21 protein-coding genes are annotated in these 23,271 nt (G+C 56.6%); 15 read left to right on the plus strand and 6 right to left on the minus strand.

Going from position 1 to position 23,271, the window contains the following annotated elements:
• Window positions 1-60: 60 nt before the first annotated feature.
• A complete protein-coding gene (locus H522_RS0104495) occupies window positions 61-840 on the minus strand; it encodes a phytanoyl-CoA dioxygenase family protein (protein WP_026961390.1) in 780 nt (259 codons plus the stop codon).
• Between the two features lie 96 nt (window positions 841-936).
• Between H522_RS0104495 and H522_RS17580 the strand changes: the two genes are divergently transcribed.
• Together H522_RS17580 and H522_RS17585 are read left to right on the plus strand one after the other, a co-directional pair.
• Window positions 937-1,869, plus strand: coding sequence for an AraC family transcriptional regulator (locus tag H522_RS17580; protein ID WP_051343891.1), 933 nt, complete (start codon window positions 937-939; stop codon window positions 1,867-1,869).
• Between the two features lie 123 nt (window positions 1,870-1,992).
• Entirely contained in the window at window positions 1,993-2,496 is a 504-nt protein-coding gene (locus H522_RS17585; RefSeq protein WP_051343893.1) for an alcohol dehydrogenase catalytic domain-containing protein, read from the plus strand.
• 196 nt (window positions 2,497-2,692) lie between these two features.
• Here the strand turns inward: H522_RS17585 and H522_RS0104510 are convergent, their stop codons facing one another.
• Window positions 2,693-3,868 carry a helix-turn-helix transcriptional regulator gene (locus tag H522_RS0104510; protein WP_026961391.1) on the minus strand — a complete coding sequence of 392 codons (1,176 nt, stop codon included), beginning with the start codon at window positions 3,866-3,868 and terminating at the stop codon, window positions 2,693-2,695.
• Window positions 3,869-4,158: 290 nt separating this feature from the next.
• Between H522_RS0104510 and H522_RS0104515 the strand changes: the two genes are divergently transcribed.
• The 12 genes from H522_RS0104515 to H522_RS0104570 all read left to right on the plus strand — a co-directional run bounded on the left by H522_RS0104515 (window position 4,159) and on the right by H522_RS0104570 (window position 17,651).
• A complete protein-coding gene (locus H522_RS0104515) occupies window positions 4,159-5,313 on the plus strand; it encodes an acyl-CoA dehydrogenase family protein (RefSeq protein WP_026961392.1) in 1,155 nt (384 codons plus the stop codon).
• Window positions 5,310-6,530: an acyl-CoA dehydrogenase family protein gene (locus tag H522_RS0104520; RefSeq protein ID WP_026961393.1), complete on the plus strand. Its 1,221-nt coding sequence runs from the start codon at window positions 5,310-5,312 to the stop codon at window positions 6,528-6,530. Before H522_RS0104515 ends, H522_RS0104520 begins: the two co-directional genes overlap by 4 nt.
• 36 nt (window positions 6,531-6,566) lie before the next feature.
• Complete coding sequence (locus H522_RS0104525; protein ID WP_026961394.1) at window positions 6,567-7,379, plus strand: enoyl-CoA hydratase/isomerase family protein; 813 nt, start codon at window positions 6,567-6,569, stop codon at window positions 7,377-7,379.
• A 65-nt stretch (window positions 7,380-7,444) separates the two neighbouring features.
• Window positions 7,445-8,287: an SDR family NAD(P)-dependent oxidoreductase gene (locus tag H522_RS0104530; protein ID WP_026961395.1), complete on the plus strand. Its 843-nt coding sequence runs from the start codon at window positions 7,445-7,447 to the stop codon at window positions 8,285-8,287.
• Window positions 8,288-8,351: 64 nt separating this feature from the next.
• Entirely contained in the window at window positions 8,352-9,500 is a 1,149-nt protein-coding gene (locus H522_RS0104535; RefSeq protein ID WP_026961396.1) for a thiolase family protein, read from the plus strand.
• A gap of 19 nt (window positions 9,501-9,519) precedes the next feature.
• The gene (locus H522_RS17590) at window positions 9,520-10,443 is read left to right on the plus strand and encodes a R2-like ligand-binding oxidase (RefSeq protein WP_245578013.1); all 924 of its coding nucleotides are present in this window, start codon (window positions 9,520-9,522) and stop codon (window positions 10,441-10,443) included.
• 25 nt (window positions 10,444-10,468) lie between these two features.
• Window positions 10,469-11,986: an aldehyde dehydrogenase family protein gene (locus H522_RS0104545; RefSeq protein WP_245578014.1), complete on the plus strand. Its 1,518-nt coding sequence runs from the start codon at window positions 10,469-10,471 to the stop codon at window positions 11,984-11,986.
• Between the two features lie 47 nt (window positions 11,987-12,033).
• On the plus strand, window positions 12,034-13,224 hold the full coding sequence (locus H522_RS0104550; protein WP_026961398.1) for an iron-containing alcohol dehydrogenase: 1,191 nt from the start codon (window positions 12,034-12,036) through the stop codon (window positions 13,222-13,224).
• A gap of 37 nt (window positions 13,225-13,261) precedes the next feature.
• Window positions 13,262-14,959 carry an ABC1 kinase family protein gene (locus tag H522_RS0104555; protein ID WP_035452631.1) on the plus strand — a complete coding sequence of 566 codons (1,698 nt, stop codon included), beginning with the start codon at window positions 13,262-13,264 and terminating at the stop codon, window positions 14,957-14,959.
• A 39-nt stretch (window positions 14,960-14,998) separates the two neighbouring features.
• Entirely contained in the window at window positions 14,999-15,403 is a 405-nt protein-coding gene (locus tag H522_RS17595) for a hypothetical protein (protein WP_051343896.1), read from the plus strand.
• Window positions 15,404-15,595: 192 nt separating this feature from the next.
• Window positions 15,596-15,931: an SCP2 sterol-binding domain-containing protein gene (locus H522_RS0104565; protein WP_026961400.1), complete on the plus strand. Its 336-nt coding sequence runs from the start codon at window positions 15,596-15,598 to the stop codon at window positions 15,929-15,931.
• Window positions 15,932-16,109: 178 nt separating this feature from the next.
• Window positions 16,110-17,651, plus strand: coding sequence for a long-chain-fatty-acid--CoA ligase (locus H522_RS0104570; RefSeq protein ID WP_026961401.1), 1,542 nt, complete (start codon window positions 16,110-16,112; stop codon window positions 17,649-17,651).
• Between the two features lie 121 nt (window positions 17,652-17,772).
• Here the strand turns inward: H522_RS0104570 and H522_RS0104575 are convergent, their stop codons facing one another.
• The 3 genes from H522_RS0104575 to H522_RS20340 all read right to left on the minus strand — a co-directional run bounded on the left by H522_RS0104575 (window position 17,773) and on the right by H522_RS20340 (window position 19,610).
• The gene (locus tag H522_RS0104575; RefSeq protein WP_026961402.1) at window positions 17,773-18,285 is read right to left on the minus strand and encodes a hypothetical protein; all 513 of its coding nucleotides are present in this window, start codon (window positions 18,283-18,285) and stop codon (window positions 17,773-17,775) included.
• A gap of 148 nt (window positions 18,286-18,433) precedes the next feature.
• Window positions 18,434-18,973: a DUF6230 family protein gene (locus H522_RS17600; protein WP_051343898.1), complete on the minus strand. Its 540-nt coding sequence runs from the start codon at window positions 18,971-18,973 to the stop codon at window positions 18,434-18,436.
• A 100-nt stretch (window positions 18,974-19,073) separates the two neighbouring features.
• Window positions 19,074-19,610 carry a DUF6114 domain-containing protein gene (locus tag H522_RS20340; protein ID WP_051343900.1) on the minus strand — a complete coding sequence of 179 codons (537 nt, stop codon included), beginning with the start codon at window positions 19,608-19,610 and terminating at the stop codon, window positions 19,074-19,076.
• Window positions 19,611-19,916: 306 nt separating this feature from the next.
• Between H522_RS20340 and H522_RS0104590 the strand changes: the two genes are divergently transcribed.
• Window positions 19,917-21,434 (plus strand): response regulator transcription factor, encoded by a 1,518-nt coding sequence (locus H522_RS0104590; protein WP_026961403.1) that lies wholly within the window; start codon window positions 19,917-19,919, stop codon window positions 21,432-21,434.
• 302 nt (window positions 21,435-21,736) lie between these two features.
• Here H522_RS0104590 and H522_RS0104595 read toward each other — a convergent pair whose 3' ends face one another.
• Complete coding sequence (locus tag H522_RS0104595) at window positions 21,737-23,188, minus strand: MFS transporter (RefSeq protein ID WP_245578015.1); 1,452 nt, start codon at window positions 23,186-23,188, stop codon at window positions 21,737-21,739.
• Window positions 23,189-23,271: the final 83 nt, after the last annotated feature.

Below are 23,271 nucleotides of genomic sequence, written 5' to 3' on the forward strand. Positions count from 1 at the left end.
AACGCAGTTTTCACTTTGATGGACACATTTGATATGAGGGGCTCCACCGCGTACTTAGACTCACTCGATATCGCTTACCGTGCTGGGCCTGTACTCCTTAAACACCGGGTTGTGCCCGCATACCATCAAGCCCTGCCCCCAGTTCACATGCACGTTGGCCGTCGGGGGGTCCATCGGATCGCGATACTGGAACAGGACATTGCGACGAATACGGTCACTCCGGTTGATATCGGAGCCGTGGATGGTTAGGTAGTTGAAGAACAAGACGTCGCCGGCCTGGGCCGGACAAGGCGTGGCCATGGAGAGTGGGTATTCGTGCGCATCTAAATAGTGCGATCCGATGTGCGGAATGGGGCCTTGTTTGTGTGATTTCGGAATCACGCAGATGCACCCGTTCTCCATATTCGCGTCGTCCAGGTGGACACTCGCCGCCAGCATGGTGTGCCGTTCATGCGGGAAGTATGGATAGTCCTGGTGAAGTGGGAAGGCGGCTCCCTTTTCCGGTGGTTTGACGAGCATCTTGGAGTGGTGCAACTGGACATTCGGGCCGATGAGCTGCGAAAGGATGGCGGTCATGTTGGGATGGGCCAGGGCACGCAAAAAGGCGGAGTCATGGTAATGGACGTCATGGAAACCCTTTAAGACCAGTTTTTTCAGTTGTTCGGGGGGCAAGTAATCCCCTTGCCACGTGTGCGATTTGTCGAATTTGGACTTCGCCGCCCGGTCCAAGATCCCGTCCAGAGCCGTGCGCATTTCCTCAACCTCGCTCGGGGAAAACACGCCCTTGACCAATAAGTACCCATTCTCCTTGTAGAATTCGACGTCTTGCGGTGTAATCAACGTTTTGCGCCTCCTTGTAGACTGAAAAATAGGCCAACTTGAGTCACAATAAACCTGCGACAAGGTTATCGTAAGGAATCTGGGGGTCTCGTGTCTTTGAGAACCCAGGCCACGCGTTTGCACTTTTCCGCCAAAGTGGGGATGGTCGTGTTTGATGCAACCGTTATGAAAGCGCTACCCATATTGAGCCACTACGCCCATTCTGTTTCGGGTACGGAGGTTTCTTTTACCGTTCACTACTGGGGAGTCGACCAGCGACACTTTGACAATCCTGTTCATAAGCACTCTTTTTTCGAGGTCTGCTACGTGGTGGATGGACAAGGAACATACCGAGATGGAGAGGCTATCTATGACCTAAGGGCGGGGGATCTCTTTCTATCACGTCCCGGCGTACTGCATCAAATTCGCAGTCGGAGCGGCCTGTTCTTAGTCTTTGTTGCTTTCGAGGTGAACGAAGAAGACTCCTCGTCACAGTGGATAAAGCGATTTGATTCGCTGTGCCAAACCAATCGTATCTTCATACGTGACGCTGGGTACTCACCGAGTATCCTGGTTTGGGCGGCCATGCTGAAGGAAGCCGCAGGTTACCGGTCTGCGTCCCCCGACCTCACGCTGCAATTCGCGCACACGTTACTGGAATCCTTCTACTTTACGTTTACCGAGCTACGAGAGGGCGTGGCCCTGCCGGTGGCACCGCCTGTGTCCAACCGGATCGTTCGACAAGCCGTGCGGTTTATCAAGGACAACCTGTCGCAACCGTTACGGATGGATGAGGTGGCGTCGTACCTGCATGTGTCCCAACGTCATCTGACCCGGCTGTTTGCAAGCGAGTTAGGCATGAACTATGCATCCTATGTACAGCGGGAGCGTATCCAATACGCGCAAAAACTGCTGCTGTACACGGATTTGTCTATAAAATCGATTGCCGAGGAAGCCGGGTATAGTTCGGTTCACTACTTTACCCGCGTGTTCAAGAAGGAAGTGGGGGAGCCGCCTGGGCGGTATCGTGCGATGAATAGTATCCGGTGAGCTAGATATTATATAATTTGAAACATTTTTAACTATAGTTTAATTCAAATCATAGACTTACAGTTCATGACTTCTATTCGTGGATTTTAACCGAAAAATAAGTCTTGACAGGGGGGACCATCCATGAAAGCACTCGTCGTGGAAGGACCAAAGACTGCCGTTGTAAAAGAGGTTCCCTATCCGGAACCTGGGGCAAACGAGGTCGTCATTCGGGTGAAGCGGTGCGGAATCTGCGGCACGGATTTCCACATTTTTAAAGGGGAGTTTCTCTCTCCGTACCCGCTGATACCCGGACACGAATTCTCGGGCATCATTGAAGAAGTGGGGAGTGCGGTCACTCAGTTTCAGAAAGGGGACAGGGTCGCCGCCGATCCGTCCCTGTTTTGTGGGCATTGTCCTTACTGCCTGACGGGCCGGGGCAATCACTGTGTCAATTGGGGAGCGATTGGAGACACGGTCAACGGAGCACTGGCGGAATTCGTCAAAGTCCCAGTAGACAACGTCTTCAAGTTGGCCGACAACCTATCGTTTGCAGCCGGAGCGATGATAGAGCCGTTAGCCTGGTTCCATGGCCATCAATCATACCTACAGCGCGGCGGTGGAATGGATTCAATCTGGGCGATTTGACCTCGATTCGCTGGTTTCCACGGTGGTCAGGCTCGAGGAAGTTCCGGACCTTTTAGCAAACGGGAAGGCAGCCAATGTAATGAAGGTTCAGGTGGCGTTTGATTAAGCTAGGGCCCTATCACTGGTCTCAAAACAACGCAAGATTCGAGCCGGCGTCGCCCGTTGTATTGACCACGGGGGTCCGGGGTGGTCCGACTCACTGAATGATACCCTCACGAATGCCCTTGGCGACCGCCTCCGTCCGGTTCTTCGCCTGCAGCTTGCGGAGGATGGAACCGACGTATTCCGTGACTGTGTGTTCGCTGATATGGAGCCGTTTTCCGGTCTCCTTGGTGTCATGACCATCGGCGATGCACTGCAGTACTTTACGCTCGCGCTGTGTGATTCCGCGCTGATTCCCGACGGCCTGCGCCGGCATGGAGTCGTACATACTCCGCTGCAATACCTTTCCGACACGGCTGAGCAGGCGGCTGACCAGACTCATGGTCTCTTCATCGACGGAAAACGGATGGCCTGCCTGATCGAGCAGGAGCGCTCCCATCGGGTGTTCTGACGGCCCGGGAATCGGGCAGACGAACAAGGACTTCAGCTGGAATCGCCGCACGTAGTGTTCCGGCAGGGCGGGCGTGACGTCTTCGTAAAACGCCGGATAGGAAACGTGCATCGCCCATTGCAAGACCGGAAGGCTGCGTTCGCTCTCATGAATGCGCACAATCTCGTCGACGTCCAGATTGTGCCCGTAGACTCCTTCCGCGGAATAGGTGAGGGGATTGTACAGGAACAGTGCCCCGCGTGCGAAATGGGCCACCCGGCACACGTACGTTACGGTGATCTCGAAAACGTCCGCCAGGTCCTTTGCACCAAACAGCGCATCGTCAAAGTCGAGCACCACGTCGTACGCCTCGTAGCGTCCACCCGCCGGGGCGTCGGTACTCGCGTTCTGCATGCGGGGAAGGTTTTCGATGACGGATCTCGAAAGGGCGCCCGTAACCGAGTGAACCCAGAGAAAGACCGCCTCCGCGTCCGTCACGTCGCAATCCTGCCAGAGGACGGAGAGAATCAGTTCCTCCCAATGTTGGAGCAGCAGGATGAGGTCCGCTAGGCTTACGTGCGGCTGGTACGCGAGAATTTCTTCTTGAAATCGTTCACAAAAATCGCCTTCGTCCGCCAGTGCCGTATCTATGCGACCAAGTAGAAACCCGAACAGCGAGCGCAGGCTTTCCTGCGTGGGTCCAGGCAATCCAAGCTTCGCAAGGCGGGCTGCAAACGCGGCGCGGCACTGCGGTTCACCGGACTTGAGCGTTCGTAGGATGGTGTCAGCGGTGTGTTTGCGCACTCTCGGTACGAGCGGTGCGCCGTGGCGACGTGACACTAGAACGACCTCCGTTTCTGGAATATCCTCTCCAATCCATCATAGCTTTGCACTTTCTGGCAGCGATGGCTGCCCCGGGCCCTCGGACAATCTCCTAAACGCAGCCCCCTTGATTTCCAGGGATACACTTCCCGCAGACCAGGGGTTCTCACAATATTCTACAGGATTTTAAATAGAGCTGTGAAGAAGCTTCACTACATAGCGCATATGGTGCCTTGTGGATTCCTGCCTAGGTGACCGAGTCTGCTTTTTTCAACCGATGAATGATGTCCCCGACAGGAGTGATGGTCTTGATCTCGTTTCGGCCCACGGAAGAAGAAGTCGGATTAATCCAGGTCGCGCGGGACTTCGCCAAAGAACGCATACGTCCCGCCGCCCGCGATGCGGAGGACGCACTGTCCGTCCCCACAGAACTCGCCGCGAAGGCGGCCGAACTCGGTTTTCTCGTCATGGAATTGCCGGAATCCCTGGGCGGCCTCGAACTCAGCGTCGTCTCGCAGGTTCAGGTGTGGGAGGAACTGGCCTATGGCGATCTCGCCCTTGTGCAAGGCTGGCCCGGCCTTGGCGACGCTGCTTCGTTGCTCCGGTTTACCGCGTATCTACCAAACATTCGGTCGCAGCTCACGAGCGTCGAGATGGACGGCTGCGGACCCACCACCGCCTGGCTCGACGCGAGCGATCCGAATGTGGCATGGGACAGTGCACCTAGCCTCGTGCAGATTGGCAACGGATACGTCCTGCGCGGTACGTCGCGCCCCGTACGCATGGCGCGGGACGCGACGTGCCTGCTCGTCAGCGCGCGCGACGAACAGGGCGTCCCCGTCATCCTCTGGCTACAGCGTTCGCAATCGCCCTGGACGGTTGAGGAGGGGGACGTCCGGCTCGGCCTGCTCTCTGCGGGCGTGCGGCGTCTTCGCTTCGACGACCTCGAGGTGGGGCCGGAAGATGTCCTGGCCCGCGGCGAGGGAGCCGAAGCCTTGCTCGCACGCTCACTGCCACGCGTGCGGACGCTGCAGGCGGCCAAGGAGCTCGGGCTGATGCGCGCCGCGCTCGAGTATACGGTCGAGTATACCGCGGGCCGCAAGGCGTTCGGGCAGGAGATTGCCAAGTTCCAGGGGGTGTCGTTCGTGGCCGCCGACATGCAGATTGAGATGCAGGCCGCGCGCATGCTCGTCCTAAAGGCAGCCCTCGATATCGACCAGGAGCGCCCGGAGGCGGATGAGTCGTCGCTTTACGCCTTGGCGAGGGCCCATCGCGCAGCCCGGTTTGTCAGCAACAACGCGGTGCAGTTGCTTGGTGGATCCGGATTCGTCAAGGAATACCCGGTGGAGAAATGGATGCGCGACGCGCAGGCGCAGGTCATGCTGTACGGGCGCGAGGCCGGCTTCCTGCTCGACGCGGGAGAGCGGCTCGTCCATCCGAAAGGAAAGGTGGCGGTCTCGTGATTTCACTGGAATTGACGGAACCGCAGAAGCAGGTTCGCGATCTCGTTCACTACTTCGCCGAGCATGAGATGCGCCCTATCTCGATGCAGGCGGACAAGGAAGAGCGCGTCCCGGACGACTGGCTGGCGAAGGTGAACCGTATGGGCATCACGCTCAGCACGCCGGGCGGGGGCGGTGGGACCAAGTCGAAAAGCGCCGAAGACGAGAGGGTAGACCTGGAGGTGCGCCGCCAGGCGAACCGCCTCAGCGTCATCGCGGCGGAGGAAATGGGCTGGGGCGATCCGGCCATTGCCCTCACGCTTCCGGGCCCTGGACTCGGCGGCCCGCCCGTGCAGGCTGCGGGTACACCGGAGCAGCGCGAACGGTTCTTGTCCATCTTCACGCGGGATGAGCCGCGCTGGGGAGCGTACGCCCTGACAGAGCCGGGGGCCGGATCGGACGTGGCGGGCATTCGCACATCGGCCAAGAAGGTGGACGGCGGTTATGTCCTGAACGGGCAGAAGATCTTCATCACCAACGGTGGGCGGGCGTCCTGGGTCGTCGTGTTTGCCACCGTGGACCCAAGTCTCGGCCGGGCCGGGCACCGTGCGTTCGTGGTCGAGAAAGGGATGCCAGGGTTCAGCTGTTCGCGCATCGTGCACAAGATGGGCATGCGCGCGTCGGAGACCGCGGAGCTCGTGTTTGAGGACTGCTTCGTTCCGGATGAAAACCTGCTTGGCGGCGAGGCGTACTACGCCGAGCGCGCGAGCGGCAAGTCCGGTTTCCGCGTGGCCATGTCGACGTTCGACACGACTCGCCCGGTGGTGGCGGCGATGGCGGTCGGCATTGCCCGCGCGGCCTACGAGTACACGTTGGAGTACGTACGATACGAGTACCCGAAATCCGGGCGGTCCTATCAGACGGCCTGCGAGCGCCTCGCCGCCATGCACCAGGACATCACGGCCGGTCGCCTGCTCACCTGGGAGGCGGCCTGGAAGGGGGACATTGGCCAGCCGAACGCCAAGGAGGCCGCCGTCTGCAAAGCGTTCGCCGGCAAAATGGCGCTCGACGTGTGCGCCAGCTGCCTCGAGTTGCTTGGACCGATTGGACTCAACGGTCACATCGTGGAAAAGCTCTATCGCGACGTCAAGGTCTACGACATCTTTGAGGGCACGAACCAGATTCAACACTTGATTATTGCGCGCCGGCTCTACGAGGAACAGGGGCTGCGCATTTAAGAGGTTGTGCAGACACGCACCACGGGGGGACGAGGAATGTCATACCAGACGCTCAAGGTGGAACGGCGCGATAAAGGCGTCGTCCTTTGGACCATCGACAACCCACCGGCGAACGCCATCGACGACACGTTGCTTGAAGACCTCGACAAGGCGGTCGAGGAGTTTGGCACAGATCCGGAGACGCGGGTGATTTTGGTCACCTCCGCGCACCCGAAGACGTTCCTGGCAGGCGCCGACTTAAAGATGATGATGCAGAATGCCGGTGATGTAGCCGGAAAACCGGGTGCAATCGCCGCAAAAAGCCGCCGCATACAGGAGACATTCGCGCGGATTGAGCAAATTCCGAAGCCGGTTATCGCCGCTATGAACGGCCATGCGCTCGGTGGTGGCTGCGAGTTCGCCCTCGCCTGCGACTTTCGCTTCCTCTCTAAGGGCTACATCGGCCTCAGCGAAGTATCGCTCGGTCTCATTCCGGGTGCCGGCGGGACGCAGCGCCTGACGAGGCTGCTCGGACGCGCCAAGGCGACGGAACTGATTTTCCGGGCGAAGCGGCTCACGGCAGAGGAGGCGGAGGGGATTGGCCTCATCACACGTGCCGTGGAAGAGGAGCGGCTGCTGCCGGAGGCACTTGCGTTTGCGGAAGAACTCGCGGAGGGTGCGGTGCAGGCCATGGGCCTGGCCAAGGGCTGCATCCTGGCCGCGAGCGAAGGGAGAGAGGACGGTTATCGCTGCGAGAGCGAGGCGTTCGAAAAAACGCTTGCGACTGGTGAACCAATCGAAGGTTTCGCGGCGTTCTTCCAGAAACGCAAGCCGCAGTTTCTTCCTTCTAAAGCGGGCAACCGCACATAGGTTGTTTTTTCGGACACGCATCAATGGAGGAAGAACCTATAGCACTGCAGAGGAGGAGGACCAAGATGTCATCCTGGGATCTATTGTTGAAGGGCAAGGTCGCACTGGTGACCGGCGCTTCGCGTGGAATCGGGCGGCAGGACGCCTTGGCGCTGGCAGAGGCGGGGGCGGACGTCGTGGTCACCGACATCCTGATTGAGAGTGACGATACGAGCGCGGACACCGCGAAACAGTTCGGGCCACTCGCTCAAGTCATGAACAGCACAAAGGTCGTGTATACGGAAAAGACGGCGCAGGAAATCCAGGCCATGGGTCGGCGATCGTTTGCCATCAAGATGGACGTGACCAACCGCGATGAGGTGCGCTCCGTCGTCGAGCGCGTGAAGGCGGAGTTCGGGCGGATCGACATCCTCGTCAACAACGCCGGCACGCTCGATCACATCGCACAGATTGAGAACCAGAACGACGACCTCTGGGAGCGCGACCTGCGGGTGAACCTGACCGGTGCGTACAACTGCACGAAGGCGGTCTGGCCCATCATGAAGGAGCAGGGATGGGGCCGCATCATCAACATGTCCTCGGTGGCCGGTACGCTCGGCGGATTTGGGCAAGCGAGCTACTCGGTAACGAAGGGTGGGCTGCTCAGCTTCACGAAGAGCATGGCGCTCGAGGGAGCGCGCCACGGTATCAACGTCAACGCGATTATCCCCGGCATCATCGCCACCGAGGCGTTTAAGATGGGCAACCCGAAGATGAACGAGCGGATGACTCAGCGCACGGCCTTTCGCCGTCCGGGCGATCCGGAGGACATTGCGAACGCCATCGTCTTCCTGTGTTCCGACAAGGCGAAGTACATCACCGGCATCGGCTTGAACGTCTCCGGCGGCATTGAGCTGTTTACGTTTTAAGTCCGTGTCCGGACAACCTCTAGCGGCGCAGGATGCGCCCCATGGAGGAAGGAGGGATGCCATCATGAACCGCGAGGCCGTTATCGTGGACGCCGTCCGGACGCCCATCGGCAAGCGGGACGGCGCATTTGCCGCAACACATCCGGTCGACATCCTGATTCCCGTCTTGCAGCGCCTCATTCAGAATTCGGGCATCGATCCCACAAGCGTAGAAGACGTCATCACGGGCTGCGTCACCATGACCGGAGAACAGGGTGGCAACATCGGGCGCCTGGCGGCACTCGGCGCTGGCCTTCCGGTCGAGGTGCCGGCGGTGTCACTCAACCGTATGTGTGCCTCCAGCCAACAGGCCTTGCATTTCGCCTGCCAGGCGATTCTTTCCGGGGACATGGACATCGTCATTGCCTGTGGGGTCGAGAACATGTCGCGCGTGCCCATGGCGGCCGATCTCGGACCCTTCAGCACGCAGGTCACGAGCAAGTACAACATCGTACCACAAGGATTCTCGGCGGAGATGATTGCGGAGAAATGGAACATTTCCCGCATGGAGCTTGACGAATTCTCGCTCGCCAGCCACGAGAAGGCGGCGAAGGCGGCCGATTCGGGCCAGTTCGAGCGGGAAATCCTCCCCATCGAACCCGCCAAGGGGGGCGGCGCCTTCTCAGCGGACGAGGGCATCCGCCGCGACACGTCGCTCGAGAAGTTGGCCGGCCTGCGGCCGGCGTTCCGGCCGGATGGTGTGGTGACAGCCGGGAACTCGAGCCAAATCAGCGACGGTGCCGCCGGGTTGCTGCTGATGTCGGCCGCGAAGGCACAGGAGCTTGGGCTGCACCCGCGCGCCCGCGTCGTGGCGCGGGCCGTGGTCGGCGTCGACCCGGTCATCATGCTGACGGGCGTTATCCCCGCGACGCAGAAGGTCCTGCAAAAGGCAGGCTTGTCTCTGGAGCAGATGGACGTCATTGAGATCAACGAGGCGTTCGCCTCCGTTGTACTCGCCTGGGCCCGCGAGCTTTCCCCCGACATGAGTCGTGTAAACCCGCGCGGCGGTGCCATCGCACTCGGTCACCCGCTCGGCGCAAGCGGAGCCCGCATCACCACGACCCTGCTGCACGAATTGGAGGATTCTGGTGGCCGGTACGGCCTGCAGGTCATGTGCATCGGCTTCGGCATGGCCACTGCGACCATCATTGAGCGCCTGTCGGCAGGCGATTGACAAAAGTGAGGTGTTGAGGATGTCCAGCAAGATGTCCAGCGAGGTGATGAACCTGCGGACCTTCAAGACGACCAGTGAGGCGAGTCTCCAGAGTGAGAGCTTTCCGCTGCGCCTGTACGAAAAGGCGAAGAAGCTCGGGATTTGGGATCCTGCGGACATCGACTTCCAACAGGACAAAAGAGACTGGGCCGCCATGTCGGAGGCGGACAAGGAAACGTTCCTGCGCCTGTTGTCCCAATTCCAGGCTGGGGAGGAATCGGTAGCCCTCGACCTCGTACCGTTGATTGACGCGGTGGCCCGAGACGGCCGTCTGGAGGAGGAGATGTTCCTTACTACATTCCTGTTCGAAGAGGCTAAGCACACAGAGTTTTTCCACCGCTTTCTAAAAGAGGTCGTGCCCGGGGCAGGAGACCTAACGCGGTTTCACAGTCCCGCGTACCGCAAGATCTTCTACGAGGAGCTGCCGGAGGCGATGGGCCGCTTGCGCGAGAATACGTCCCCGTCCGCACTCGTCGAGGCCGCGGTCACGTACAACATGGTGGTAGAAGGGGTTATCGCCGAGAGCGGCTACTACATCTTTTTTGAGACCGCGAAGAAACAGGGCAAGCTTCCCGGCCTCGTACAGGGGATCACCTATGTCAAGATGGACGAGTCACGCCATATTAGCTATGGAACCTATCTCATCCAGCGTTGCCTTCAGGCGGATCCCAAGCTGTGGGACGTCGTCAATCGCAAGCTGACGGGCTTCGTGCCCACACTGCTCGGTTATATCGAAGAGAATTTCGATCCGCAAAGCCTGCCCGAGGGCATGGATTACAATAACTTCCTGACCTATTCGTCGAACTTGCTGAGAAATCGCCTAACCGTCCTGGAACGGGCCCTCAAGCAGCCCATCGATGAGATTTACCGGATCGGCCAACGTGAGGTCGAAGTCATCGAATAAATTCGCAGTTCTAGGAGGTTCTGTGGTGGCACAATTCTATCCGTTATTTATTGGCGGCCAGAAAGTACCCGCACGGTCAAGGGAAACGTTTGACGTAATCAATCCGTCCGATGGTCAGGTCTGTGCAAGTGTAGCTAAGGCTGGAGTCGAAGATGTCCATGAAGCGGTTCGAGTCGCAAAGGAAACCTTTGAATCCGGTGTCTGGAGTCGAACTTCCGTCACAGAACGCGCCGATGTGTTGGTGAAGATAGGAGCGAGGATTGCTCAACGCGCACAAGAAATTGCCGTGCTCGAGTCTACACAATCTGGCGGTACGCTCCGCAGAACGATGGGAAGCGACGTACTCCAGGTCGCTCAACAGTTTACGGTTACGGCGCAGATTCTGCGGAACTTTCCCATGCGGGAAGAGTTGCCGAGTCTTGCGTTCCCGGGTCCTTCCGTCAATATGGTGGAAAGAGAGCCAATGGGAGTATGCGGATTGATTACTCCGTGGAACTTCCCACTCATTCTCGCGAGCTGGAAGTTGGCACCGGCTCTCGCAATGGGGAATTCAGTTGTCATGAAGCCGGCGACAAACACACCTCTCACCACGTTATTGCTCGCTGAAATCTGCCAAGAATGCGGTGTCCCCGACGGGATCGTCAACGTCGTCACCGGGCCGGGAGCCCTCGTTGGGGAAGCACTTGTGACTCATCCGGATGTGGATAAGATCTCGTTTACCGGATCGACCGAGGTGGGGCGTCGTATTATGCAAATGGCTTCCACCACAGTAAAGCGTGTGACGCTTGAACTGGGTGGGAAAAGTCCGACGATTGTATTGCGTGACGCAGATTTAGACCTTCTCGAGGAAGGTGCTCTGTTCGGGGCATTCTTGCACAGTGGCCAAATTTGTGAATCCGGAACCCGCCTCATCGTACCGCGTGACATGCAAGATGAAATTGTGGAGCGGCTTGTTGCCAAGGCAGCTACGATTTCTATCGGAAATGCGCTCGACCTGAAAACGGGTCTCGGCCCTGTTGTGTCCAAAGCCCAGCAAGATACGATTCTGAATTATATCAAGATTGGGCTTAAAGAGGGAGCCGAACTCGCTTGCGGCGGTGCTGTTCCGGAGAACGTACCCCCCGATGGATTTTACGTACAGCCAACGATTTTCAAGAACGTGGATAACTCCATGCGGATTGCTCAGGAAGAAATCTTTGGACCTGTCCTATGTGTCATTCCTTACGATACGGAAGAGGATGCCATTCGTATTGCCAATGATACGATTTACGGTCTCGCGGCAGGCGTTTGGAGCAAGGACGTCATCAAGGCGCAAACCATCGCACGGAAACTTCGGGCAGGTACGGTCTGGATCAATGACTGGCACATGCTTCGTCCGGACGCTCCGTTTGGTGGTTATAAGCAATCTGGGTTCGGACGTGAGTCTGGGTATCAAGTCCTCTTTGAGTACTCACAAACCAAACATATGCACACCTCGATGATCCCGGATAAGGCGCAGCGGCCGTGGTATTCCATCTTGTTCGACAGTTGGTTAACCCAGTAATTCCATTCGCAACCACAATGTATGCAAGACTCGTCAGGAGGATGCACATGCCAAAGCAAACGTATTTTCGATTTGATTTTCGTACATCCGTCTCGGCTGGAGCAGGGGCACGCGCTTTTTTACCCGCTCACATGAAAGAACTGGGCGGAAAACGTTGGATTGTTATTACCGATAAGGGAGTCGTGAATGCAGGGGTTGTCGATCAAGTTCTTTCGGCACTCGATGGCCCGAACGACCTGCAAGTCGTGTACGTATTTGACGAAGTTCTGCAAGATGCCCGGATGTCTTTGGTCAACAAGGCGACAAAAATCGCGAGAGAGTATTCTGCAGATGGAATTCTCGCCGTTGGCGGCGGGAGTGTTCTGGACACAGCAAAGGGCGTAAAGATGCTGCTCACGTCTGGATTCACGGATATTGCGCAAACCGTTCCAGGCAACTTGGGACTGTATGTAGGAGAATTGGCCAAAAGACTTCCGATTCCTCACATTGCCATTCCCACGACGGCGGGTACTGGCGCAGAGGTTTCTCCCATCGCGGTATTCATGAACGAAGAAGACCACGTGAAAGCGAACTTGCTTCACCCGTATATCAACGCGGATATCGCCATTCTGGACCCAGATCTCACGGTAGGTCTTCCGCCCAAGATTACTGCCTTTACAGGCTTTGACGCCTTAACCCATGCCGTCGAGGGTGTGGCTTGGGCGAATCAGGGACCGATGTACGACGCACTCGGACTGCAAGCCATTCGACTCATTGATAAAAACTTGGCGACCGCCGTGCATGCAGGAACCAACATAGAAGCGCGTATGAATATGCTCACAGCGAGCTGTATGGCCATCATGTCGTTTCCAGCTTCCGGTGCAATTCCGGTGCACAACTGTGCGCACGCGCTGGGCGCGATGTACGGCATACCTCACGGGCTCGCAAATGCCGTACTCTTGCCTATCGTGATGGAAGCGCTACCAGAGATATACCTACCGAAGATTGAGTGGATTGCAGATGCAATGGGTATCAAGGAAACGGGTACATCCGAACAGCTGCACCAAAGAACGTTAGCTCGGATTCGAGAACTGCAAGCTGAGGCGAACTTACCGACCAACTTCCTGGAATTTGGTCCGAAACAGTCCGAACTGCAGCAGGCCATGATAAACGTACTGAACGATCCCGCTGGGGTCGTGTTCAAGATTCCGGTAGAAAGGTTGATTCAAATCCTAACCAAGTCGTTATTTGGGATGTAGTAAATGCCCTTCGGATTATGAGTCAGGAGGGACAATCATGCCAGCTCTCGCGACGGATACCGAGAGCCTCGACCTGACTGCCGTGAGGCACCGCCTCAGGAAAGAAGGCGAGGCCATAACGCCAAGAAAGCGCTTTCGAACTACGACGAGAATCCTCATGAAACACGGGGTCTTCCATATCCTGCGCGATCGCAGCAAGGACGATGAGACGAAGCATCGCCTGCTCGGGAAACGGCTGCGTCTGGCGTTTGAAGAACTCGGCCCAACCTATATCAAACTGGGTCAGGTTATACTGACGCGCCAGGAACTGTTGCCGGACGCGCTGACGAAAGAACTGGAACCCCTGCTCAGTGACGTCCCGCCCCTGTCCTTTCCCGAGATGCAAACCGTGCTGGAAGACAACATTCCGGATTGGCGGGAAATGTTTGACTCCATCGATCCAACTCCCATCGGCTCAGCTTCGCTCGCGCAGGTCTATCGGGGCAGACTGAAGGACGGCCGCCCGGCCGCCGTCAAGATTATCCGGCCCCTGGTCGGAAAGCTGTTCCAGGCCGACATCACGGTCATCCGCAAGCTGGTCCGACGTGTATACCGCATGTTGCCGCCGGAGATGACGGTGTCACTCGACCTGCCCGGCCTCCTTGAGGACTATTACAGCAGCTCGCGCGACGAACTCGACCTGCGGCGCGAGGCTGAAATCATGAACATACACCGAGAGATGATCTCCGAATTCGCGACACTGCACATTCCCGAGGTCTACCACGTCACAGAGCACGTGCTCGTGATGGAATACATCGACGGGTGGAACCTCAAAAACTTCCCGGTCGATTTTCTCACATTTGAAGAGCGCATGGAGCGCATGCTCGATCTCGGGCACTGGTACGTAAAGACGTTCGTAGCAGGCTATTATCACGCCGATCCGCACGGTTCGAACATCATGATTGACCGCCATACAAAAAAAGCTGTGATTATCGATTGGGGCATGACGGGGACCATGGACGCCGTCCACACGGAAGCCATCTTTCGGCTACTGATGCACGTCCGTTTGAATCAGGCGGAAGATGCCATCGAGGCCGGGATGGACGTCTGTGAACCAACTCGCTACACCGATACGGTCAACCTGAAGGACCAGCTGCGCAGTCTCTTCATCCATTACACCATGAGCCATCAAGGAAGCCGTTACAACTGGGGCAGCCTGCTCATGAACACGATTCTTATCTGCGCGAAAAACCACTGTCGTATCCCGACGGGGCTCGCGCTCTGGACCAAAGGATTCTCCGCGGCGGAGGCGACTGCACGTTGGCTGTGCCCGGAGATTTGTTACCACGACGTCGTGGAGACGGCAGATGTGCAGATTATGCGCAGCTGGCTGAGCCGGCGCCTGAACTATCGGGCCAACGCGAGCCTACTCGCGGAGACCGCAAAGCTGGTCACCACACTGCCGCGGCGGCTGAACAAGTTTTTGGAATACCTGGAGTGGAACAAACTTCATTTTACGATGGACGCCCAGCTGTCAAAGCCGACGGCGCGCCTCTTGCACAAGGTCAGCAATCGTGTGTCGTTGTCGTTTCTGGCAGGAACCTTCTTTCTCGGCGGCTCACTGATGCTCTCGTTCGGAGCGCGAAACGGGGCAGCTCTAGGCGGAATTGAGACACTTGGCACGAGCGCAGTCATCGTCAGCGCTGTGCTGACCCTGCTTGTGCTCTGGAGCGTGTTCCGCTCACGACGCGTTTAACACGCCGCATTTTATGATGCATAAGCGGAGGTGTATCGTATGCCTGAACCTCGACGGGATGGACTTTGGACTGAATCCGAAATGAAGGACGAGGAGGCTTTCACGCTTAGACAGCGCATGGAGGCGTTTTATCGCCAGAGCGGTGGACCGAACAATCCGGACATCCAGCGCATCCTGAATAATCACTTAAAGAACGGTAAGGACCACGGCCGACGCGGCCATCGCCAGACGGTGGAAGACGCCTTTATCGAGACCATCGTAGGGGATCCTACGCTCTTGCTTGTGTTTGAACGCGTCCGGCAGTGGCGTAATCGCAAGGAGCAAACGACGAAAGGAGTTCCATCTTCCTTGCAGGACGACATCCGTCATCTCCGGTCCGAAGTCGCCGCGTTGCGCGAGGAAATTGCTTCAGTGAAGGCCCTGCTTGGAGCCCCCACGAAGTAAACCGTGGGTAAGGGCCAAATGCCGTTGGTACCATAGAAGGTTCGAGCCGGTACCGACAGTCGGAGGATGCAGCCACGGTCCCCTGAATTCTAAGGGAGATAGTACCCCCAGAACAGGGGTTCACACAGTTTAGCGTAAGATTTTAAATAAAATCACAGACCTATCTCAAGGATGACGAGGAGGAGCATACCTATGCCGACGACGAAAGAAATTTTCGAGAAGATCCAGGAAACCTTACAGGCCGATCCGTCCCGCACTGGCGGCCTGACTGCCATCTATCAGTTCAACCTCACCGGGGACGATGCCGGCGTCTACCAAATCAACCTGACCCCCGAGAGTGCGAAGGTTTCTGAAGGCGAGCAGGACACTCCTCAGTGCACGTTGGAACTGTCGGCTGACGACTTCAAGGAGATGGTGCAAGGCAACCTGAACGGAACAGTCGCCTTCATGAGCGGCAGGTTGAAGGTGCACGGGGACCTTGGACTTGCGTTACGCCTGGAATCTGTACTCAAGGCGTATAGTGCTTAACCTCAGTGGGAACGACTTGGGCCGAGTACGGCTTGAGAGCCGGGGTGCCATCGGGATCGTCATCGGGATTAGCATGGCGCCCTCACGTAACTCTGACGGAAGTCGAGGATGGCGGCGCTGCCCGTGCAGGCGGCGCCATTGTCCGTTTTCCCGTGCTCGAAGACAGGAGGGAATGCCCATGAACCTAGCCCTGCTTTGGCGCGAAAACATCAAAACGTTCGGTAGATATATCAACCTGATTTACCAGGGACGCGAATTCACCAATGTTGAGTGTAACGAGGTCTCTGCGAAACTCGCAAACCAACTGCACAAACTTGGTATCGGGCGGGGAGACAGGGTCCTCGTCTCCATGCCAAACTGCCCGGAGGTCGTGTTCGCATATAGCGGTATCATCAAGGCCGGTGCCGTGGTGGTACCCGCCATGCCGCTCCTGCAGCCGGATGAAATCCGCTACATTGTGAAAGACAGCAGACCAAAAGCCGTTCTCACCATGAACATGCTGCTGGCAAAGATCGAGGAGGCCGTCCGGGACCTTCCGGATTCACCGAAGGTCTATTGCCTGGACGAGGGTGGCGGCCCAGACTCGTTTCGCTCTCAAATGGAGGATTGCCCGACTACACCGCCGAGTGAGATACCTGCAGACGACGACCTTGCCGTGCTCCTCTATACGTCCGGTACCACAGGGCGGCCCAAGGGCGTGATGCTCAGCCACAGGAATCTCTACTCGAACGCCAAGGAAGCAGCAGAACTCGCCAAGGCCTATCCGCTCAAGTCAAAACGAGTCGGGCTTGGCATCCTGCCTCTATCGCACGCCTTTGGCTTCACCACGATGCTCACCACCCTGTTACTGGGGGAAACGGATGTGCTCCTGCCGTACTTCGACCCTATACAGGTATTCCAAGCGATAGAGCGCTACAAGGTGACACATTTCACTGCGGTACCCGCGATGTTTTACGCCCTCTACAACCACCCTGACGCGGACAAATACGACCTGTCGTCCTTGTCTGTCTGCGTTTCGGGATCAGCCCCATTGCCACAGTCGTTGAGCGAGGACTTCGAGAAAAAGTTCGATTGCCGGATTTACGAGGGATACGGGCTCTCCGAAGCGTCCCCGATTGTGACGGCACCGCGGCCGGACCTTCCCGTGAAACCGGGATCGGTAGGCCTTCCCCTGCCGGGAGTCGAAGTCAAGGTCGTCGACGATAGCGGCCGGGAGCTGCCGCGACACGAGGTTGGCGAGCTGCTTGTGCGCGGCCCCAATGTGACCCATGGCTATTACAACATGCCCGACGAAACCAGGGCCGCCATACAGGACGGGTGGCTACACACGGGTGATATGGCGCGCATCGACGAGGAAGGCTACGTATATATCGTAGACCGCAAGAAGGACCTCATCATTCGGGGTGGGTTCAATATCTACCCGAGAGACCTCGAGGAACTATTACTTACGCACCCGGCCGTGGCAGAGGTCGGGGTCGTAGGGACGCCATCGGATGCGATGGGCGAGGAGGTTGTGGCCTACGTGGTCAAGCACTGGGGTGCGGATACCTCGGAGGAGGAACTCATCGAGTTTTGTCAACGCAAACTCGCCAAATACAAGACCCCGCGCTACATTCGGTTTGTCGGGTATCTTCCGCGCAATCTGATAGGTAAAGTTGACAAAAAGATACTCAGGGAATGGGCAGCTGACATCGGTGTGGTGGTCGAGCAAAGAGACTAGGTGGTGGGAGGAGATAGCGCCGACGACGGAAATGACCGTGCCAAATTCAATGTTCGCGGGCCAGCGTGGGTCATCCGCCGGTCCGCTTGATGGCACATCTACGCGTAGATGCCCGAAGCTTTCAATCCATTTTCATAGTGAGATTCGGGATATTGAGGTGACTCGCCTCCATCCGGTTGATTTTCATGTTATGCACGTTTTTCAGTTCTAAGTGCTTCACCGTCCCGCCTGCCGCGAGGACGAGCAAGTCCGCCTTATTCGTAAAATTCTCAAGCCCAACCGTTACATCCGTCAACAGGGGTGAATCAATCTTCACGTCCGATCCGGTGACGGGTCCGGGGGACTGCATTACCATCTTATGTCCGGATGTGAACGGGTACGTGAGCGTCATGCCCGTGATGGATATCTCCGTACACGTGAGTTCGGGTGTAGAGGAAAGCGGATTGTGCAACTGCGCGTTGTCGCATTCCACTTCGTTGGCGTCCAGGTAGAATGGGCCTTGCATCGTCTGCGTGGCCGCGTCTGCCACGGCTGTGGATGTCTCATAGGCAAGGCCGGGCAGTGTTAGCCAGGTGACAGGCAGAATAAATGCGAACAGTACGGTGACATAACGCAGTTTACGAAATGATTTCAAGATGCGCCCCTCCTTACTCGTTCGTAAAACCCAGTTGAGCGCGCAACGGGGCGGCTAGGGTTCGCCGTCCCGCTTCCGTGGCCGTTTTTTCTCAGACAGACTATCCTGCTGACCTAGTTATTCTCAGGAAAGTATTTACATGCGAGTCTCATTTCATGCTGACGGACAGATGCATATCCGGCAGCGTCATGCTGTCCGCACTCAGATACGGGACTTGCAGAGTGGCATCTTTCAGGGTGATGCCCTTCGCCGATATGCCGCTGTTGGCATCCATGACCATGCCATCGAACGAGTTCACGCCAGCCTGGATGTCACTGGCGTCGACCAGGACACCGCTGCCCTGTACGGGCGATCCACTGCCCGCACTGATGTTCAGGCTTAGTGTGTGCCCGGCAATGCTGACCGATTTGGTAATCGTCATGTTATGGAGGGTTTGGTCCATCTTAATGACGCTGATGGCGCCGCCGTGACTACGGTCATAATTCGGCACTAAAGAGAAGTTGTCACCGGTGATGCTGTCCGCGTAAATGGTAAACGGCATGGGAAGGGTGCTCGCCAATGCAACCATGCCCTTGGAAATCATGGCCGTCAAGCCGGCAAGAGCGATGAGAGCCAGTGCCATGACCGCCCAAAAGTGCTTCCAGCTGGTTTTCCCAGGGAGTTGGGAATACGCGAGATTGGTCTCCATGGTACACGCTCCTTTTTGACTGTGGGTTTCAGGAACGGTGCGATTCGGATTCGGATATTCGCATACATCGTAGATGCATCGATTCAATACGAATCTAGAATTACGAGGAAATCGTAGACGAATGGCCGCTTGGAAGTTTTGCCTTCCAGGTCTTGCGCTTGCCCTTGTCCTGCAAGTCTTCGGGGTTGATTCGTTTCCAAGCGACGGCCATCGCACCACCGACAAGGCCAAGAATCATCCCGACGACGAAGCCACCCATGGTCACCAGCAAGGAGACAAGGGCCAGAACCATGGTGATGGAGCCGGTGAGCAGGGAATAGAAAGGGGCAATCCATTCCAGAACGCCCATGAGAATCATCAAAGCGCCGACCACAAGTCCGGCCCAGATGTTGCTCCCAGGCAGGACAGCAAACCGCAGCAGTGCCAAGGGGCCCCAGATCACCAGTCCCCCTGCCAGGATGCTGAACAGTCCTGCCCAGAACGGACGTCTTTGCCGCCACCAACGAAAGCGCTTCCAGGCGGCCGCTAAGAAATTCGCGCTTTGTTCATTCGCAGCCGGGGCGCTTTTCGTTGCCGGAACGACGTCTTTCGAGGCAGCCCGGACTGGTACTTTGCTGTCGTTGCCCTTCCATTCCATTGAAAAACACCTCCCCCAAAATATTCGTGGACGGATGGGCCCGAATGTTCAGTATAATTATAGTGGAGTAAAAGAGTACGGCAATGATTCGCTGATCCGTCCCTAATTCTATTCTAGGACGTCCGGAGAGCCGCGATAATCCCATCTCCATAGGGTTTGTGTACCCCAATATATTGGGAGGGTTGGGGCCGGCGAGCGAATCACAGCGAATCACGTCGAGAAGTGTCACACTTCGGACGGTGTCAGGATGCGTCCCGACCGACCGGTCGGATCGACCCGAAATTGATGAGAAGGGGGGCCATGGTCATGCACTCCTATCCGGCCGTATCCATCACTCCGCCGCGCGTGGCGAGCCGGATTATCCGCACGGTGCAGTCGAATCAGGCCGCCTGCCAGGCGAACTGGATGACGCATATCGCGACTCTGAATGTGACGGATGAAGCCAAACGCCGCATGCAGTATTTGTTTACGTTTTTACTCGAACAATTCGAAGCCTTGGCAGCAAACGACTCTACCCGATTGGAAGAGTTTCAGATTAAGGTCTTGAAGTGCCAACCGTTTATCGGTGCATCCGATATTATTTTTCTATTGGCTGAGTTTGAAGAGATCCTGATGTCTATCGTCTGGAAGGAAGCGGATGTGACGGAGGCAGAGCAGGCGTTTCGCTGGATTCATTCCACAATGATGAATATTGGCGGCGTAACGTTACGGAATGCGTATTTTCCCGTACGGACCCCAGCCTTGGCGAGCAAAACCCAGTGGGGATCGGCGCTCGTACGGTTATTGCACGGGCTGGCGGTACCCGGCCATTGGGAGTGGATAGCCATCGTTCAATCGGAACCCATGTTTCGGATTCAAGACGCGGCCGTATTCGACAAAGATGAATGGCAGCGTGCGACCATCGATGCCGCGCTGCACCGGGACGTTCATGAACAGTTCGAGGCCCAGGACGGTTTTATTTCCCGTATCATACCGGGGCTGTATATGATGGCCAAGGGGTGCGGAGCGGGGGATGACGTGTCGTGGTTTATGTTCCGGCAAATCGGCCACTGGGTGCGGATTGGCCTGGATATGATAAAGTATCAGAGCCAGACACCGTCCGACGATGACCGCTTCTCTATGTACCAACTGCTGCTCGAATTGGATGAAGCCTTGATGTCCGCAAAGAACCTTGAGGAGATATTCAAAATCACGGCGACTTATGTCTGCCGTTTTGGCGATTTCACGCGCAGTGCACTGTTCCTGTACAGTCCGTTTACATACACCATCGAAGGAATCTATGGCTATAATATCGATCTTGAGGCCATACGTCAGGTGCGTGAAACAGCGCGAAACGTACCCTTGCTGTACCAGTTTCATCGTTTAACAGGTCCCATCTACTATCGGGATGTTTCTACGATGTTCCCGGATTATTACGTGAGCTACTTCAAGCTTACGTCCCTGCTTTTATGTCCGCTTATTGGGCCGGATAATAAGCCGATTGGGCTCTTGATGCTCGATCAGTCCGGACAACCGTTTGAGCCGGACGAGAAGTCCATCATGATTGCGGATGTCATGACCTCGCGGGCCGCAAAAACACTTGCCGCACATATGTACGAGTCGTATGGCTTCTCTGCTGCAACGGTAACGCGCGGTTTGACGCAACGTGAACAGGAAGTACTCCAGTGCATCGCGGACGGTCTTGGGACCAAGCAGGTCGCTGAACGACTTCATATCAGCGAATATACGGTGACGGAGCATGTAAGCTCGCTGATGCGCAAGCTGCGTGCGAAGAATCGAACGGAAGCCGTAGCCATCGCGTTTCGCAATCAGCTGATTCGGTAAATATACGCGATATATGAGCATGACAGAGCAACCATAGGGGACCGGGCTCTGTCGCCTTTCACTCCGGTCAGGATGTGAATAGCGAATTCCAGCTCGATATCCAACAACTTCTATCCGAGCTACTGCGACGGGAATTGCCAGTTAAGCGGTTTTTTGAACCTCCGCGAATTGAGAATGTAAAAATAAGGTGATTCCAATTCGAGGTGTTCCGAATGGGACAGCAGAGGAAGTACGACAAGGAGTTCAAAATCAACCAGGCAGGCAATGTGCCTGCCCTGGTTCATCAAAGAGTCGTACGCCTTTTAGAAAATACTTACTGCACTTTTGCCAGATTCCTTGACCCGCTCTTCAATCTCTCTCCGCTCTTCCCGCCACCAGAGCGATCCCCCATTCTCCTTCAGTGCTTCGGGGATTTCATCTTCGCTCGCAACTGCCGGCGGCGACCCACGAAGCGGTTTTCCGGACGTATCCTTCACAAACACTGTCAGGACGACGAGGCCAATCACGCAGGAGAAAATCAGGTAATACGCGGGAATCATGCGGTTGGCCGTAAGATTAATCAGCCATGCCACGACCAAGGGCGCTGTTCCCCCAAACATGGAAGTTGAAATATTGTACGTGATGGCAAGACCGCCGTATCGGACATTTGTAAAGAAAAGCGACGGCAGCAACGCGGGCATATTGCCCTGGAACGAGGCGAGGAAGGCGGAAAGAATTAACAGGCCGAAAAACACGGCGAGATTACTACCGCTGTCGATCAGCCAGAACGACGGGATCGACAGGACAATCAGTCCGGTCAGCCCCAGCTGAACCACCCGTTTGCCGCTCAGGCGGTCACCCAGGTAGCCCATCGCGAAAACTATCGGGATCATGATACACATGACAATCAAGATCATCAGTAGGCCTTTTGTGGCGCCATAGCCGAGGACGGCGGTCAAGTGCGACGGCATGTATGACAGGACGGTATAGTCGACGACGTTATAAAAGAACACCAGGATTAAACCAATCAGAAGTGGACGCCGGTGGTACAACAGAATTTCCTTGACACCCACCTGTTTCCTTTCTTCGCGGATCTTTTCCATTTTCACGAACGCGGGGGTTTCTTCCAGGTGCGTGCGCAGGTAAAGACCAATCAGACCCAACGGTGCCGCGACAAGAAACGGGATCCGCCAACCCCACTGCAGCATGGCGGTTTTTCCAAGCCAAAAGGTTAGCAACGTGACAATGCCGGATCCAAAGATGTATCCGACGAGTGTCCCGATTTCGAGTCCGCTCGCCATCCTGCCACGTTGCTTATCCGGTGTCGATTCTGCGATAAACGTCATGGCTCCGGCGTACTCGCCCCCCGTCGAAAACCCTTGAACCAATCGGGCGAGTAGGAGCAAAATGGGTGCCGCCACGCCAATCTTCGCGTATCCAGGGATCAACCCGATGCCAAGCGTTGCCAAGGACATCAGCAGCAGGGTGAACGTTAGGACTTTCTTGCGCCCGATGCAATCTCCCAGGGTTCCGAAGAATACGCCGCCGATGGGGCGCACGAGAAAGGAAATCGCAAAGGTGGCGAGACTGTAAATCAGTTGTTCCGGACCCGTGACTTCCGGAAAGAAGACCTTGCCAATGGTTGCCGCTAGATAGGAGTAGATTCCGAAGTCAAACCACTCCATGGCATTGCCGACTGCGGTTCCGACAACGGCTTGTTTGGCCACGCGCAGATCCACAACCGTAACGTCGTCTCTTCGCAATCGGTTTTTCACCGCCAATAAAACCCTCCTAATTTGTAGTGATTTATCCGTAGGGATTTCAGAAACGGACCGTGTCCACACACCTCCAGAAAATA

Source organism: Alicyclobacillus herbarius DSM 13609 (genome assembly GCF_000430585.1).
GTDB lineage: Bacteria > Bacillota > Bacilli > Alicyclobacillales > Alicyclobacillaceae > Alicyclobacillus_G > Alicyclobacillus_G herbarius.

Bases quoted from the DNA above. Each gene is read 5' to 3' on its own strand.
- H522_RS0104535 (WP_026961396.1), top strand. From the start codon at position 8,352: ATGAACCGCGAGGCCGTTATCGTGGACGCCGTCCGGACGCCCATCGGC.
- H522_RS0104525 (WP_026961394.1), top strand. From the start codon at position 6,567: ATGTCATACCAGACGCTCAAGGTGGAACGGCGCGATAAAGGCGTCGTC.
- H522_RS0104550 (WP_026961398.1), top strand. From the start codon at position 12,034: ATGCCAAAGCAAACGTATTTTCGATTTGATTTTCGTACATCCGTCTCG.
- H522_RS17590 (WP_245578013.1), top strand. From the start codon at position 9,520: ATGTCCAGCAAGATGTCCAGCGAGGTGATGAACCTGCGGACCTTCAAG.
- H522_RS17600 (WP_051343898.1), bottom strand. From the start codon at position 18,973: ATGGAGACCAATCTCGCGTATTCCCAACTCCCTGGGAAAACCAGCTGG.
- H522_RS0104565 (WP_026961400.1), top strand. From the start codon at position 15,596: ATGCCGACGACGAAAGAAATTTTCGAGAAGATCCAGGAAACCTTACAG.
- H522_RS17585 (WP_051343893.1), top strand. From the start codon at position 1,993: ATGAAAGCACTCGTCGTGGAAGGACCAAAGACTGCCGTTGTAAAAGAG.
- H522_RS0104530 (WP_026961395.1), top strand. From the start codon at position 7,445: ATGTCATCCTGGGATCTATTGTTGAAGGGCAAGGTCGCACTGGTGACC.
- H522_RS0104590 (WP_026961403.1), top strand. From the start codon at position 19,917: ATGCACTCCTATCCGGCCGTATCCATCACTCCGCCGCGCGTGGCGAGC.
- H522_RS0104570 (WP_026961401.1), top strand. From the start codon at position 16,110: ATGAACCTAGCCCTGCTTTGGCGCGAAAACATCAAAACGTTCGGTAGA.
- H522_RS20340 (WP_051343900.1), bottom strand. From the start codon at position 19,610: ATGGAATGGAAGGGCAACGACAGCAAAGTACCAGTCCGGGCTGCCTCG.
- H522_RS17595 (WP_051343896.1), top strand. From the start codon at position 14,999: ATGCCTGAACCTCGACGGGATGGACTTTGGACTGAATCCGAAATGAAG.
- H522_RS0104555 (WP_035452631.1), top strand. From the start codon at position 13,262: ATGCCAGCTCTCGCGACGGATACCGAGAGCCTCGACCTGACTGCCGTG.